Genomic DNA, 13,519 nt, shown 5'->3' on the forward strand with positions numbered 1-13,519 from the left:
TCCACGGGCTAGCGACTCAGTGGTGACGTGGTTTGAGGATCGCCGGTTTTTCGTCAGGCGCGTTGCACAGCAGGTACAGCGCGGTGAGGGCTTCCGGGATCTGCACGATCATGTCGTCCATCAGGTTGGCGTCGGCGGCGATATCGGAAAATTCGGCTTCTTCTTCAAAAAGCCCCGAACCGACCATGATCGGCAGGAGCATTTCGCTGACTTCTTCCTCGGCGGTTTCGAACCAGGCGGCTTCGCGCAGGAACACGCCTTCCATGAAGCCGATGCACCAGCCGCGCAGGTCGGAGTCGTCCGGATCGTCGCCCAGGTCCAGTTCGCACGGCAGCTCGAACTCTTCATCGGAAGCCAGCTGGCGACTGATGTGGGCCTTGAGCGCCAGCAGGGTGGCTTCGATTTCTTCGCGCTGGGCGTCGTCGGCGTAATGGGGTTCTTCGGCGAACAGCGCGTCGATCCACTCACGGTCGGGGACGACTTCGGAGCAGATCGACAGCGCGGTCAGGTAGCCGTGGGCGGCCACATAGTCCAGCGCCTCGTCATGCAGCTCATCGGCGTCGAGGAAGGCTTGCAGGCGGGTTAGTTGCTCAGCGAAGGACATTGAAGAGTTACCTTGGGAATAAACGATGCTGAATTCTAGGCGTTCTTGAGCGCCCAGGCCAGCCGCACGGCATATTTGCCTGGTTTTAAACAGCGGTGGTCTATTCGTCAGTCACGCCCTTTGCCGACGAACGCTCGGGTATACTGCCGCGTTTTGTGATGCCCCTGCAGGCCATGCGGCAATCCGGGAAAACTTCGCTTACGGATTATTTTCCATGAAAGCGGATTTTTTCGGCCAGCCTGTACAGAGGGATTTGCGCACCATTTTGGAGTTTTACATGCTCGAGCAGGCTCAACGCGTCCTCAAGGACATCTTCGGCTACGACAGTTTTCGTGGCCGCCAGGGTGCGATCATTGAGCGCGTGGCCAGTGGCGGCGATGCCCTGGTCCTGATGCCTACCGGCGGCGGCAAGTCGTTGTGCTTCCAGGTGCCGGCGCTGTTGCGCAATGGTCTGGCCGTGGTGGTGTCGCCGCTGATCGCATTGATGGATGATCAGGTCGCCACCCTGGAAGAACTGGGTGTCGCCGCCGCTGCCTTGAACTCCACCCTCAGCGCCGAGCAGCAGCGCGACCTGGCCGCGCGAATCAAGCGCGGCGAAGTGAAGATGCTCTACCTGGCGCCGGAGCGGCTGGTGCAGCCGCGCATGCTGGCGTTCCTGCAGAGCCTGGAAATCGCCCTGTTCGCCATCGACGAAGCCCACTGTGTGTCGCAATGGGGCCACGATTTCCGCCGCGAATACCTGCAGCTCGGCCAACTGGCGGAGCTGTTCCCCGATGTGCCGCGTATTGCCCTGACCGCCACCGCCGACAAGCGTACCCGCGAAGAAATCGTCGAGCGCCTGCATTTGCAGGACGCCGAGCGCTTCCTGTCGAGCTTTGACCGCCCGAATATTTTCTACCGCATCGTGCCCAAGGAGCAGCCGCGCAAGCAGTTGCTCGCGTTTCTCTCTGAGCGGCGCAGCGATGCGGGCATCGTTTATTGCCTGTCACGCAAGAAGGTCGATGAAGTCGCAGCGTTCCTCTGTGAGCAAGGTTATCCGGCGTTGCCCTATCACGCCGGCTTGCCCAACGAAACACGCTCGGCGCACCAGAAGCGCTTCCTCAACGAGGAAGGCCTGATCATGGTGGCGACCATCGCCTTCGGCATGGGTATCGACAAATCCAACGTGCGTTTCGTGGCGCACATGGACCTGCCCAAGTCTCTTGAGGCCTATTACCAGGAAACCGGCCGCGCCGGCCGTGACGGCTTGCCGGCGGATGCCTGGATGGTCTACGGCCTGCAGGACGTGGTGATGCTCAAGCAGATGCTGCAGAACTCCGAAGGCGATGAGCGCCACAAGCGCCTGGAGCAGCACAAGCTCGACGCCATGCTCTCGCTGTGTGAAGAGACCCGCTGCCGCCGCCAGACGCTGCTGGCGTATTTCGATGAAGACATGCCGCAACCGTGCGGCCACTGCGATAACTGCATCGATGGCGTGCAGACCTGGGACGCTACCGAGCCGGCGCGCCAGGCGTTGTCGACGATCTACCGCACCGGCCAGCGCTATGGCGTCGGTCACCTGGTGGATGTATTGCTGGGCAAGGACAACGAAAAGGTCCGCAGCTTCGGCCATGAGAAACTCTCGGTCTACGGCGTCGGCAAGGCCCGCGCCGAAGGCGAATGGCGTTCGCTGTTCCGCCAGATGGTCGCGCGCGGGCTGGTCGACATCGATATCGAGGGCTACGGTGGCCTGCGCCTTAACGACAGCTGCCGGCCCTTGCTCAAGGGCGAAGTCAGCCTGGAGTTGCGCCGCGACCTCAAGCCGCAGACCACCGCCAAGAGCAGCACCAGCCAGGCCAGCCAGCTGGTGCGTGGCGAGGAGCGCGAACAGTGGGAAGCCTTGCGGACCCTGCGGCGCAAGCTGGCGCAGGAGCACAGCGTGCCGCCTTACGTCATCTTCCCCGACTCGACCTTGCTCGAGATGCTGCGCGAGCAGCCCACCAGCATGGCCGAAATGGCCAGGGTCAGCGGCGTGGGCGCACGCAAGCTGGAGCGTTATGGCCAGGCCTTCCTCGAGGTGCTCGGCGGCCAGGCCGAAGCACCGAAGGAAATCGCCGATATCCGCCACGAACTGATCAGCCTGGCCCGCGCCGGCATGACCCCGATCCAGATCGCCGGTCAACTGCAATGCTCGGAAAAGAATGTGTATACGTTGCTGGCCGAAGCCATCGGCAAGCAGCAATTGTCCCTGGAGCAGGCCCTTGATTTGCCGGAGGATTTGCTTGGCGAAATCCAGGATGCCTTTCTCGACGGGGAGGGCGAATTGCCACCTGTCGCGCAGATCGCGCCGCTGTTTGCCGGACGGGTTCCCGAGGGTGTTTTGTACTGCGTACGGGCCGCTTTGCAGTCGGAATTCGAAATTTAGTGTGGCGATTACGACAATGTAACGAATCAGTACATACCGGGCCTTGCCTCCTGGCATGGCTCATGCTTAGCTGACTAATAATTAGCCACACTTTATTTTCAGTCTAAATCATGAGTTTTTTATGCCGTTAACCGATCAACACCGTTTTGGCATGCAGTTGGCGCAAATGTCCCGAGGTTGGCGCGCCGAGCTGGACCGCCGCTTGGCGGGGCTGGGCTTGTCCCAGGCGCGATGGCTGGTGCTGCTGCACCTGGCCCGTTTTACCGAAGCACCCACCCAGCGTGAACTGGCACAAAGTGTCGGCGTGGAAGGGCCAACCCTGGCGCGTTTGCTCGACAGCCTGGAAGGTCAGGGCCTGGTGCAACGCCAGGCCGTCGTGGAAGACCGCCGCGCCAAACGTATCCTGCTGTGTGACACGGCGCGCCCGCTGATCGACCAGATCGAGACCATCGCCACGGCGTTGCGCCATGAACTGTTCGTGGGGGTGGACGAAGAGGATCTGCGCGTATGCATGCGCGTCCATGGGCACATCCTGGCGAATCTGGAAAAGTCCTGATTCCAGTGAAGATCAAGAATGTGTGAGGGGGGGGCAGTTGGAGCATTTTTGACTGATACACCGCCATCGGGGGCAAGCCCCCTCCCACATTTGATTTGCGCAGCGTTCTAGAAGGTCTGGCCGAGGTTCAGGTACACCGCCTTCTGGTTGTCATCATTGAACCCATAGCTGAAATTCAACGGCCCCAGCGGCGTATCAAAGCCGAGGAATATGCTTGCCGCGTTGATGTAGCCGCTGTCGAACGCATTGTCGTTGTTCCACGCCCGGCCCCGTTCCACCGAGGCCCCGAGGTACAGCGGAAAATCCAGCGGCAGGTACGAGCGCGGCGTCAGGCGGCGGTAGTACACCGCGCGCATCAGGCTGATGTTCTGGGCCGAGATCGCATCCTCGCGAAAGCCTGACAATTGTCGCGCGCCGCCCAGCAGGAAGCTGGACACCACCACATCCGAATCATCCAGGGTGCGTCCGTAGCGGCCACCAAGGATCAGCGTGTCCGGGCCGTGGCTCATGGCTTTGTCCAGCTTGAACTCCCATTGGCGGTAGCGCTGGTCCGAACCCAGTCCGGGTGCGAACTCACGGAAGGCCAGTCCGATGTCTTCGCCGGTGTGCGGGAAGTAGACGTTATCGAAAGAGTCGAACGAGTATTTCAACTCATAGAAACCCTCGCTGAAGCTCATGCTCGGCAGGTTGCGATCGCCGATGCGCACGTCCGCCTTGCCCCAGGCTTCTCCCACGCCGAAGCGGATTTCACCGCTGTTGCCGATCTGCCGTCCGACGTTCAGGCCGAAACCGTAGCGCTCCAGCCGGTATTCAGAAACGGGGTCGTTGTCCAGGGTCAGCTCGACGTTCTGCGCCTGAGCCCTGATATAGGGCGCGACAAAGTAGCGCGAGCCGGTGTCCATCGGTTGATAGAACTCGCTGTACAGCTCCTGGCGGTCACCGATCTGCACCCGCGTCAGCCATTCGGCGCCGAGGCGGTTGATCCCGTTTACTCGGTAGCTGGCGCCAAGGTTGAAGGCGCTGTCGCCGCGCATGTCATCCGACAGGTTCAGCCCCAGGCGCAGGTAGTCGGTGCCGCTGCGTTTGCCGCGCGCGCTGATGACCAGGGTATTGTCCTTGCCCTTTTTCACCACGCGGTATTGCACCTGCTCGAAGTAGTCCAGGCCGTACAGCGTGCCCATGTCCGATTGCAGGCGGCCGAGGTTGAGCGGTTCGCCCAACGTCTGGCGGATGTAGTAGCGGATCACGTCGTCGCTGACCTTGGAGTCGTTTTCCACGTCGATCGCGGTGATGATCGGCGTGCGTTCGCCCGGGGTGCGGGCGGCGGTCAGTTGCGCATCGACCGGCTCAGCGGGGCGCAGGTGTGCCAGGCGCAGGTCGAGGGCGCGGGTGGCGCGGTAGCCGGCGTCGATCATGTCCCTGGCGCGTCCGAAATCCGTCACGCCGTAGGCGGCCAGGGGCGGTTGGATCAAGACGTCCCTGGGGTGCAAGGCCTTGAGTTGTTCCTCGGAATTGCGCCGGGTCATCAGAGTGATGGACTGATTGAGCACATCGACCACGGTCGCCAATTGCTTGCGTGAGCGCAGCGGTGTGCCGATGTCCACCACGATGGCGATGTCCACGCCCATGTCCCGTGCCACGTCCAGGGGAATGTTGTCGGTCATGCCGCCGTCGACCAGCAGCCGCCCATCCAGCTCCACCGGCGCGAACACCGCGGGGATCGACATGCTGGCGCGTATCACCTGGGGCAGGTGGCCCTTGCTGAACACGACTTTTTCGCCGGTGGTGATGTCGGTGGCCACGGCGCGGAACGGAATCGGCAGCTTGTCGAAGTTACGCGTGTTGCTGCTGTGGGCGAACATGCTTTCCAGCAGCAGCGCCAGGTTCTGGCCCTGGATCACCCCCAGCGGCAGGCCGAGGCTGCCGTCGTCGCGGAAGCTGAGTTTCTGCTTGACCAGGAAATCGCGGTCATCCTGCTTGCGCCTGAACGGCACGTCTTCCCGGGGCGGTGCGTCGGACAGGGCCTGTTGCCAGTCGATACTGAGGGCGAGTTTTTCCAGCTCGTCGATCTTGTAGCCCGAGGCGTACAGCCCGCCAATCACCGCGCCCATGCTGGTGCCGGCAATCGCGTCGACCTGGATACCTTGTTCTTCCAGCGCCTTGAGCACGCCGATATGCGCCAGGCCACGGGCGGCGCCGCCGGACAGCACCAGGCCGATTTTCGGGCGCGGGCTTTCAACGGCGTCGGCGAGAAGGGGAAGCAGGCACAGGAACAGGCAGGACAACAAGCGGCGCATCATGAATCTCGAGGCTGGGCGATAAAGGCCGGTATTATAGCCACTCGATCCACTGACGCTGTCACCCAGGAGCCTTTCACGTTATGTCCGCCAGCAAACCCGAGATCGTGATCACCTATTGCACCCAGTGCCAGTGGCTGTTGCGTGCCGCGTGGCTGGCCCAGGAATTGTTGAGTACGTTTGCCGAGGACCTGGGCAGGGTGTCGCTGGAGCCGTCAACCGGCGGCGCGTTTCGTATCACCTGCAACGCTGTACAGATCTGGGAGCGCAAGGCCGATGGCGGTTTTCCGGAAGCCAAGGTGCTCAAGCAGCGTGTGCGCGATCAGATCGACCCGCAGCGCGACCTGGGGCATAACGACCGCACGCAGTGACGTCAGGTCGCCACCGGCTGTTTGGCCTGGCTCGCGCTGCCCATCAGGCCGGACAGCACGATGGCGACGATGATCAACGCGCCACCCAGTAGCATGCGCAGGGTAGGCGTTTCGGCAAACAGCAGCCAGGCCACGGTGATGCCGTAGACCGGTTCCATGGCAAACACCACCGAGGCGGTGCGCGCCTTGATCACGGCCAGGCTGGCGACGAACAGGCTGTGGGCCAGGCCGGTACAGAACACCCCGAGCAGGCCGATCCACAGCCAGTCCAGTGCGCGCACATCCGCCAGCCCCGGCGCCGCCACGGGCAACAGGCAGACCGCGACCACCACGTTCTGGCACAGCGCGGCCTGTACCGCCGGAATGCGTCCGGAGCTGGCGCGGTTGTTCAATGACAACAAGGCGAACAGCAGCCCCGATGCGATGCCCCAGAGCAAGCCGCCCGTGGCGTCGCTGGCCAGGTTGAAGTCCGGGGTCACCAGCACCAGGCCGATGCTGACCAGCGCTACCAGCACCATTTCATTGGCGCGAATCCGCTCGCGGAAGATCAGCCCTTCAAGGATCACCGTAAAGGCCGGGAAGGCGGCGAACCCCAGGGTCGCCACCGCCACCCCGGCGACCTTGACGGCGATGAAGAAGGTCACCCAGTGCGCGGCAAGCAGCACGCCGCTGACCAGCAGGCGGCGCCAGTCGCGCATCTGCAGGTGTTTCCACGGCGCATTGCTGGCAAAACGCGCGAACACCGCCAGGGCAATCACCGCAAACGCGGCACGCCCGAATACGATGATGGACGGTGAGGCGGCCGCCAGTTTGCCGAACACGCCGGTAAGGCCGAACATCAATGCGCCGATATGCAGGGCGCCGAGGGCTGAGCGGGGAGTCATTACGATGCCTGCCAACGAAAGTGACCATCAGTCTAGAGGTTGGGTGAAAGGGATGTCTGTCGTGCGGCTCGCGATTTTTAGCGCGAAACTCTTCCTATGACGTTCGCCGCATTGTGCCCGGCGAGGCGCCAAACTCGCGCAACATGGCGGCAGCGAAGGCACTTTGCGAGCGGTAGCCCACGCGTGCGGCGATCTCACCCACGGGCAGCGGCGTCTCGCGCAGCAGCGTCAATGCCATTTGCAGGCGCTGGTGGCGCACGTAATCCATGGGGGTCTGCCCGCATTCGAGCATGAAGCGCGCGTGCAGGCGCGCCACCGACAGGCAGGCAATCCGTGCCAGGTCCGCGACATGCAGCGGATGAGCGGCGTGGCGTTCGATATGCGCGTTGAACGCGGCGTAAGGCAGGCGCCGCACCGGCGGTGGCATCGCCTGCGGATGATTGAGGCTGGCGAGCAGCAGCAGCGCGCCTTGCCGGGCGATCAATGGATCCTGTATCGGGCTGCCGGCCAGCCATTGCACCAACTGATGCTGGCGCGAATCCAGCGCCAGCCGGGCCGGCCGGTCGAGCAGGCGGCGACTGGCATCGGCGTGGTCACCCAGTGTCTGCAGCAGCCAATGCTCGGTTGGCACATCCAGCACCAGGCAGCGGCTACCGTCGCGGCTGCCGCAGGCGTGGTGAGCGGCAAACGGCAGGATCATCACGCTGCTTGCCTGCACCTGATCAGCGCAGCCAGCCACTTCGAAATCCAGGCGCCCGGACAGGCCAAACACCAATTGTGCATGGTCATGGCTGTGGGCGATGGGGGCATCGGTGTACTGGCGAAGCGTAAGACTGGGGCTCATTGCGCTCTCCTGGGCGGCAAGTCCCCAGTCTACATCGCTTAGGGGCGGCCAAGCGTTGTCATCAGACTGACGCGCAGTTGTCATGGGCTATTAACCGCCAGGGCGCAAGCTCGCGAAAACAGCGTCGAGGGACCCCCATGACCCGTGCCGAATTCGCCAAACCCAGCCGCAAGCAACGGGTGCGAACCCTGTGGATTTCCGACGTGCATCTGGGCACTCGGGACTGCCAGGCCGAGCATCTATCGCAGTTTCTCAAGGGTTATCACGCCGACAAGGTGTACCTGGTGGGCGACATTATCGATGGTTGGAAAATGCGTGGCGGCATGTATTGGCCCCAGGCTCACACCAATGTGATCCGTCGCCTGCTGACCATGGCCAAGCGCGGCACCGAGGTGATCTATGTCACCGGTAACCATGACGAATTTCTCAGGCGCTATTCCAAGCTGATCCTGGGCAATATCCAACTGGTGGACGAGGCGGTGCATGTCACGGCGGACGGTCGTCATCTGCTGGTGATTCACGGCGATCAGTTTGACGTGATCACCCGTTACCACCGCTGGCTCGCCTTCCTGGGTGACTCGGCCTACGAATTCACCCTGACCCTGAACCGCTGGCTCAATCATTGGCGGGCGCGCTATGGCTACGGTTATTGGTCGCTGTCGGCGTACTTGAAGCACAAGGTGAAAACCGCGGTGAGTTTTATCAGCGATTTCGAAGAGGCCATCGCCCACGAGGTAACCAAGCGTGAGTTGCATGGGGTGGTGTGCGGGCATATCCATCATGCCGAGATCCGCAAGGTGGGCGAGGTGGATTACCTGAACTGCGGGGATTGGGTGGAATCGTGCACGGCGTTGATCGAGCACTGGGATGGGCATATCGAGTTGTATCGGTTGGCGGATGCGCAGGCCAAAGAGGCGCTGCTTAAGGCTGAGATGGTCACAACCTGAAGTCTTGACTGGGTCAAATGTGGGAGGGGGCAAGCCCTGACGCCTGTAGGAGCGAGCTTGCTCGCGAAAAGCGTCAACGATAACGCGTGCTTCCTGAATGAACGCGTTGCCTGTGAGTTTTTCGCGAGCAAGCTCGCTCCTACACATGTTAGGGCAAGGCCCTCCCACATTTGGCCTCGGTTTCGTCAGCTGGAGACGTCGGCGATGGCTTGGGCCAGTAGCGTTAGCCGTGTGGCATCAGCCCCGGCCACATTGGCCCGGCCCGAACTGACCATGTACACACTGTGCTTCTCCCGCAGTTGCCTGACCTGCTCGGCACTCAACCCGGTGTAGGAGAACATCCCGCGCTGGGTGCCGATATGGGCAAACTGCTCGGCCAGGCCGTGGGGCGCCAGCGCTTCCACCAGTCCGGCGCGCAGTTGCGCGATGCGTGAACGCATGGCTTCGACTTCGTCGCTCCACTGCTGCTTGAGCTCGGCGTCGCCAAGGATGGTCGCAACCACAGCTGCACCATGATCCGGCGGCGTCGACCACAGGTTGCGCGCCGTATTGGCGAGCTGGCTGCGCACGTCCGTGAGCTTCTCGGCATCCGCCGCACACACGATCAATGCACCCACGCGGTCGCAATACAAACCGAAGTTCTTCGAGCACGAACTGGTGATCAATACTTCCGGCAGCTCGGCGGCAAACAGGCGCACCGCCCAGGCGTCCTGCTCCAGGCCGTCGCCAAAGCCCTGGTAGGCAAAGTCGATCAGCGGCAGCAATTGGCGCTCGCGCACAATCTGCAGCACCTGGCGCCAGTCATCCCGGGACAGGTCGAACCCGGTCGGGTTGTGGCAGCAGGCGTGCAGCAGCACCACATCGCCCTTGGGCACACTGCTCAGGGTGGCCAGCATCGCCGCCACGTCCAGGCGATTGTCGCTGCCCACGTACGGGTAATGGCTGACCTTGAGCCCGGCCTTGGCGAAAATGGATTCGTGGATCGGCCAGGTCGGATTGCTCAGCCACACGCCACGGCCAGGCAGGCTCTGGGCGATAAAGTCGGCGCTCAGGCGCAGGGCGCCGGTGCCCCCTGGCGTCTGGGTGGCGCCGGCACGGCGTTCGGCGATCAACGCCGAATCGGCGCCCAGCACCAGTTCGCTGATCAGTGCGCCGAAGGCGGCATTGCCGTGCCCACCAATGTAAGTCTTGGTGGCCTGGGTATCGACCAGGCGCTGCTCGGCACGTTTTACCGAGTCCGGGATCGGTGTCAGGCCCTGGTCGTCCTTGTAGACGCCCACGCCAAGGTCGAATTTGTCCGGGTTGGTGTCCTGGGCGAACAGGTCCATCAGCCCGAGAATCGGGTCGCCGGGCACGCGGCCAATCGCATCGAAGTGCATTACTTGCGGCCCTCGGCGCTCTTGGCCACTTCATCGGTACGTGCGGCCATGATGAAGTCGTTGCGGTGCAGGCCCTTGATGGAGTGGCTCCACCAGGTCACGGTGACCTTGCCCCATTCGGTGAGCAGGCCCGGGTGATGGCCTTCGGCTTCGGCGATGTCACCCACGGCGTTGGTGAATGCCAGGGCGAACTTGAAGTTCTTGAACAGGAAAACCTTTTCCAATTGCATCACGCTGTCGCGCACTTCGATGTTCCAGTCGGGGATCTGTTTGATCAGCACCGGCAGTTCTTCATCGCTGACTTGCGGGGCGTCGGCGCGGCAGGCTTCGCAATGGGCTTGGTTCAAGGTGGTCATGAAGGTGTCCTGAATTCGAATGATTGAAGGTCAGTGGCGCTACCCTAAAGCAACGCGGGGCCGGGGAACAGACTCACTTGGCCTAAAAAGGCACGGCTCAAGCAGCCTTGGGCTTTGGCGGAAATTTCGGTGCGTGCAGGCCCAACTGCATACCACGCTCGACCATGCCCATGATGTCTTCCTGCGCCACGTCGAACAGGCGCTTGAGCTCGGGCAATACGAAGTACAGCGGTTGCAGAATGTCGATGCGATAGGGCGTGCGCATCGCTTCCAGCGGATCGAACGCCTGGCGCTCAGGCTCATCCGACAGGCAATACACACTTTCCTTGGGCGAAGACAGAATGCCGCCACCGTAGATGCGCAGGCCGTCGGGTGTGTTCACCAGGCCGAACTCGATGGTCATCCAGTACAGGCGCGCCAGGTACACCCGTTGCTCCTTGGTGGCTGCCAGGCCGAGCTTGCCGTAGGTGTGGGTGAATTCGGCGAACCAGGGGTTGGTCAGCAGCGGGCAGTGGCCGAAGATCTCGTGGAAAATATCCGGCTCTTGCAGGTAGTCCAGTTCTTCGCGGGTACGAATAAAGGTCGCCACCGGAAACTGCTTGCTGGCGAGCAATTCGAAGAAGGTCTGGAAGGGGATCAGCGCCGGCACGCGGGCGACTTGCCAGCCGGTAGTGTCGGCCAACACTTTGTTTATTTCGCCCAGTTGCGGGATGCGATCCAGGGGCAGGCCGAGTTTGTCGATGCCGTCCAGGTATTCCTGGCAGGCACGGCCCTCAATCACTTTCAGCTGGCGCGTGATCAGGGTATTCCACACCGCGTGTTCTTCCGGCGGGTAGTGGATAAAACCTTGCGCATCGGGCTCGCGGGCCACGTAGTGCGTCTGCTTCATACGGCTCTCCTGCTAGGCATTCGTTCTTGTTATGTCCTGCTGTGTCTCTATTGATAACCCGGGCGCGACGGGTTTCCACCGGGTTTAAAAGCCTTTGCGTAGGAAAAGTTACCGCATTTCGTAAACTATTCGTTACGTATCCAGGGCTCGCCGCAGCCATGGGCTGGGAAAAACCTGCGTACTGTCACATAATCTTGACGACTTTCTGCGCCCAGCGACAAAAAGGCGCGGCGCCTTACTCACTTTCGGGCCTTTTCATGCGTATCAAAGTGCATTGCCAGAACCGCATCGGCATCCTGCGGGACATCCTCAACCTGCTGGTGGAGTACGGCGTCAACGTGGCCAAGGGTGAGGTCGGCGGCGAGCATGGCAACGCCATCTACCTGTTCTGCCCGAACCTGGTGAACATGCAGTTCCAGGCGTTGCGCCCGCAGTTCGAGGCGATAGCCGGGGTGTTCGGCGTTAAAAGGGTAGGGCTGATGCCCAGCGAGCGTCGGCATATGGAGCTCAATGCGCTGCTGGGGGCCCTCGAGTTTCCGGTGCTGTCCATCGACATGGGCGGCTCGATCGTCGCCGCTAACCGTGCGGCGGCGCAGTTGCTGGGGGTTCGTGTGGACGAAGTGCCGGGCATTCCGCTGTCGCGCTACGCCGAAGACTTCGACTTGCCGGAGCTGGTGCGCGCGAGCAAATCGCGCATCAATGGCCTGCGGGTCAAGGTCAAGGGCGATGTGTTCCTGGCCGATATCGCACCGCTGCAATCCTCTGAACACGACGACAGCGAAGCCATGGCCGGCGCGGTATTGACCCTGCACCGCGCCGACCGCGTAGGCGAGCGTATCTACAATGTACGCAAGCAGGAACTGCGCGGCTTCGACAGCATTTTTCAAAGCTCCAAAGTCATGGCGGCGGTGGTGCGTGAGGCGCGGCGCATGGCGCCGTTGGATGCGCCTCTATTAATAGAAGGCGAAACCGGTACCGGCAAGGAATTGCTGGCGCGGGCCTGTCACTTGGCGAGCCCGCGTGGGCAATCGCCCTTGATGGCGCTCAACTGCGCGGGCTTGCCGGAGTCGATGGCCGAGACCGAGCTGTTCGGCTACGGCCCCGGTGCATTCGAAGGCGCGCGGGCCGAAGGCAAACTTGGGCTGTTGGAATTGACGGCGGGCGGTACGTTGTTTCTCGACGGCGTGGGAGAAATGAGCGCACGCCTGCAGGTAAAGCTGCTGCGCTTTTTGCAGGACGGATGCTTTCGTCGCGTGGGCAGTGATGAAGAGGTGTACCTCGACGTTCGGGTGATCTGTGCGACCCAGGTCGATTTGTCCGAACTGTGCGCCCGTGGCGAATTCCGCCAGGACCTCTATCACCGCTTGAACGTGCTTTCGCTGCATATCCCGCCGTTGCGCGAATGCCTTGATGGGCTGGCGCCATTGGTCGAGCACTTTCTTGACCAGGCCAGCCGGCAGATCGGTTGCCCGCTGCCCAAATTGGCGCCTGCCGCGATGGACAAGCTCAGCCACTACCACTGGCCAGGCAATGTGCGCCAGTTGGAAAACGTGCTGTTCCAGGCCGTTTCGTTGTGCGAAGGCGGGACGGTCAAGGTTGAGCATATTCGCCTGCCCGATTATGGCGTGCGTCAGCCGCTTGGCGATTTTTCGCTGGAGGGCGGGTTGGAAGACATCGTCGGGCGGTTTGAAAAGGCGGTGCTCGAAGCGCTGTACGCCGAGCATCCGAGCAGTCGGCAACTGGGCAAGCGCCTGGGGGTTTCCCACACCACAGTCGCCAACAAACTGCGCGACTATAAAATCCTCAAGACCGATAAATAACTCAATGTGGGAGGGGCGGTGCGACGATTCGACTTGCCCCCGATGGCAGTCCGTCAGTCAGATTGCTATTGGCTGACACACCGCTATCGGGGGCAAGCCCCCTCCCACATTTAATCTATGCCGTTGCCGAAAGCGGCAGTAGTCCGCCGTTTTTTCGACTATCCCTCC

12 protein-coding genes are annotated in these 13,519 nt (G+C 62.0%); 5 read left to right on the forward strand and 7 right to left on the reverse strand.

Features of this window, described 5'->3' with window-relative positions; genetic code table 11:
* Positions 1-16: 16 nt before the first annotated feature.
* Positions 17-604 carry a UPF0149 family protein gene (locus tag BFP90_RS02825; protein ID WP_057721316.1) on the reverse strand — a complete coding sequence of 196 codons (588 nt, stop codon included), beginning with the start codon at positions 602-604 and terminating at the stop codon, positions 17-19.
* 277 nt (positions 605-881) lie between these two features.
* Between BFP90_RS02825 and recQ the strand changes: the two genes are divergently transcribed.
* Together recQ and BFP90_RS02835 are read left to right on the forward strand one after the other, a co-directional pair.
* Positions 882-3,008 (forward strand): DNA helicase RecQ, encoded by a 2,127-nt coding sequence (gene recQ, locus BFP90_RS02830; protein ID WP_065895916.1) that lies wholly within the window; start codon positions 882-884, stop codon positions 3,006-3,008.
* A 121-nt stretch (positions 3,009-3,129) separates the two neighbouring features.
* The gene (locus BFP90_RS02835) at positions 3,130-3,564 is read left to right on the forward strand and encodes a MarR family transcriptional regulator (protein WP_065884521.1); all 435 of its coding nucleotides are present in this window, start codon (positions 3,130-3,132) and stop codon (positions 3,562-3,564) included.
* A gap of 107 nt (positions 3,565-3,671) precedes the next feature.
* Here the strand turns inward: BFP90_RS02835 and BFP90_RS02840 are convergent, their stop codons facing one another.
* Complete coding sequence (locus BFP90_RS02840) at positions 3,672-5,861, reverse strand: patatin-like phospholipase family protein (RefSeq protein ID WP_065884522.1); 2,190 nt, start codon at positions 5,859-5,861, stop codon at positions 3,672-3,674.
* Positions 5,862-5,944: 83 nt separating this feature from the next.
* Between BFP90_RS02840 and BFP90_RS02845 the strand changes: the two genes are divergently transcribed.
* The gene (locus BFP90_RS02845; RefSeq protein ID WP_065884523.1) at positions 5,945-6,232 is read left to right on the forward strand and encodes a SelT/SelW/SelH family protein; all 288 of its coding nucleotides are present in this window, start codon (positions 5,945-5,947) and stop codon (positions 6,230-6,232) included.
* A gap of 2 nt (positions 6,233-6,234) precedes the next feature.
* Here BFP90_RS02845 and BFP90_RS02850 read toward each other — a convergent pair whose 3' ends face one another.
* Complete coding sequence (locus BFP90_RS02850; protein WP_065893777.1) at positions 6,235-7,116, reverse strand: DMT family transporter; 882 nt, start codon at positions 7,114-7,116, stop codon at positions 6,235-6,237.
* Between the two features lie 94 nt (positions 7,117-7,210).
* Positions 7,211-7,960, reverse strand: a complete 750-nt coding sequence (locus BFP90_RS02855; protein ID WP_065895908.1) for an AraC family transcriptional regulator — start codon at positions 7,958-7,960, stop codon at positions 7,211-7,213.
* A gap of 137 nt (positions 7,961-8,097) precedes the next feature.
* Here BFP90_RS02855 and BFP90_RS02860 point away from each other — a divergent pair, with 137 nt between their 5' ends.
* Positions 8,098-8,907, forward strand: coding sequence for a UDP-2,3-diacylglucosamine diphosphatase (locus tag BFP90_RS02860; protein ID WP_065884526.1), 810 nt, complete (start codon positions 8,098-8,100; stop codon positions 8,905-8,907).
* Between the two features lie 185 nt (positions 8,908-9,092).
* Here BFP90_RS02860 and BFP90_RS02865 read toward each other — a convergent pair whose 3' ends face one another.
* The 3 genes from BFP90_RS02865 to phhA all read right to left on the reverse strand — a co-directional run bounded on the left by BFP90_RS02865 (position 9,093) and on the right by phhA (position 11,531).
* On the reverse strand, positions 9,093-10,286 hold the full coding sequence (locus tag BFP90_RS02865) for an amino acid aminotransferase (protein ID WP_065895909.1): 1,194 nt from the start codon (positions 10,284-10,286) through the stop codon (positions 9,093-9,095).
* Positions 10,286-10,642, reverse strand: a complete 357-nt coding sequence (locus tag BFP90_RS02870; protein ID WP_065895910.1) for a 4a-hydroxytetrahydrobiopterin dehydratase — start codon at positions 10,640-10,642, stop codon at positions 10,286-10,288. The genes BFP90_RS02865 and BFP90_RS02870 overlap by 1 nt, the downstream gene beginning before the upstream one ends.
* A gap of 97 nt (positions 10,643-10,739) precedes the next feature.
* Positions 10,740-11,531 carry a phenylalanine 4-monooxygenase gene (gene phhA, locus BFP90_RS02875; protein WP_065893774.1) on the reverse strand — a complete coding sequence of 264 codons (792 nt, stop codon included), beginning with the start codon at positions 11,529-11,531 and terminating at the stop codon, positions 10,740-10,742.
* A 257-nt stretch (positions 11,532-11,788) separates the two neighbouring features.
* On the opposite strand from phhA, the gene BFP90_RS02880 reads away from it, so the two are divergent.
* On the forward strand, positions 11,789-13,351 hold the full coding sequence (locus BFP90_RS02880) for a sigma-54-dependent transcriptional regulator (protein WP_065895911.1): 1,563 nt from the start codon (positions 11,789-11,791) through the stop codon (positions 13,349-13,351).
* Positions 13,352-13,519: the final 168 nt, after the last annotated feature.

Source organism: Pseudomonas sp. 24 E 13 (assembly GCF_900004715.1).
Taxonomy (GTDB): domain Bacteria; phylum Pseudomonadota; class Gammaproteobacteria; order Pseudomonadales; family Pseudomonadaceae; genus Aquipseudomonas; species Aquipseudomonas orientalis_A.

What these genes read in the sequence shown, in the direction of transcription:
- BFP90_RS02825 (WP_057721316.1), bottom strand. Translation starts at nt 604, where the DNA reads ATGTCCTTCGCTGAGCAACTAACCCGCCTGCAAGCCTTCCTCGACGCC.
- recQ (WP_065895916.1), top strand. Translation starts at nt 882, where the DNA reads ATGCTCGAGCAGGCTCAACGCGTCCTCAAGGACATCTTCGGCTACGAC.
- BFP90_RS02835 (WP_065884521.1), top strand. Translation starts at nt 3,130, where the DNA reads ATGCCGTTAACCGATCAACACCGTTTTGGCATGCAGTTGGCGCAAATG.
- BFP90_RS02840 (WP_065884522.1), bottom strand. Translation starts at nt 5,861, where the DNA reads ATGCGCCGCTTGTTGTCCTGCCTGTTCCTGTGCCTGCTTCCCCTTCTC.
- BFP90_RS02845 (WP_065884523.1), top strand. Translation starts at nt 5,945, where the DNA reads ATGTCCGCCAGCAAACCCGAGATCGTGATCACCTATTGCACCCAGTGC.
- BFP90_RS02850 (WP_065893777.1), bottom strand. Translation starts at nt 7,116, where the DNA reads ATGACTCCCCGCTCAGCCCTCGGCGCCCTGCATATCGGCGCATTGATG.
- BFP90_RS02855 (WP_065895908.1), bottom strand. Translation starts at nt 7,960, where the DNA reads ATGAGCCCCAGTCTTACGCTTCGCCAGTACACCGATGCCCCCATCGCC.
- BFP90_RS02860 (WP_065884526.1), top strand. Translation starts at nt 8,098, where the DNA reads ATGACCCGTGCCGAATTCGCCAAACCCAGCCGCAAGCAACGGGTGCGA.
- BFP90_RS02865 (WP_065895909.1), bottom strand. Translation starts at nt 10,286, where the DNA reads ATGCACTTCGATGCGATTGGCCGCGTGCCCGGCGACCCGATTCTCGGG.
- BFP90_RS02870 (WP_065895910.1), bottom strand. Translation starts at nt 10,642, where the DNA reads ATGACCACCTTGAACCAAGCCCATTGCGAAGCCTGCCGCGCCGACGCC.
- phhA (WP_065893774.1), bottom strand. Translation starts at nt 11,531, where the DNA reads ATGAAGCAGACGCACTACGTGGCCCGCGAGCCCGATGCGCAAGGTTTT.
- BFP90_RS02880 (WP_065895911.1), top strand. Translation starts at nt 11,789, where the DNA reads ATGCGTATCAAAGTGCATTGCCAGAACCGCATCGGCATCCTGCGGGAC.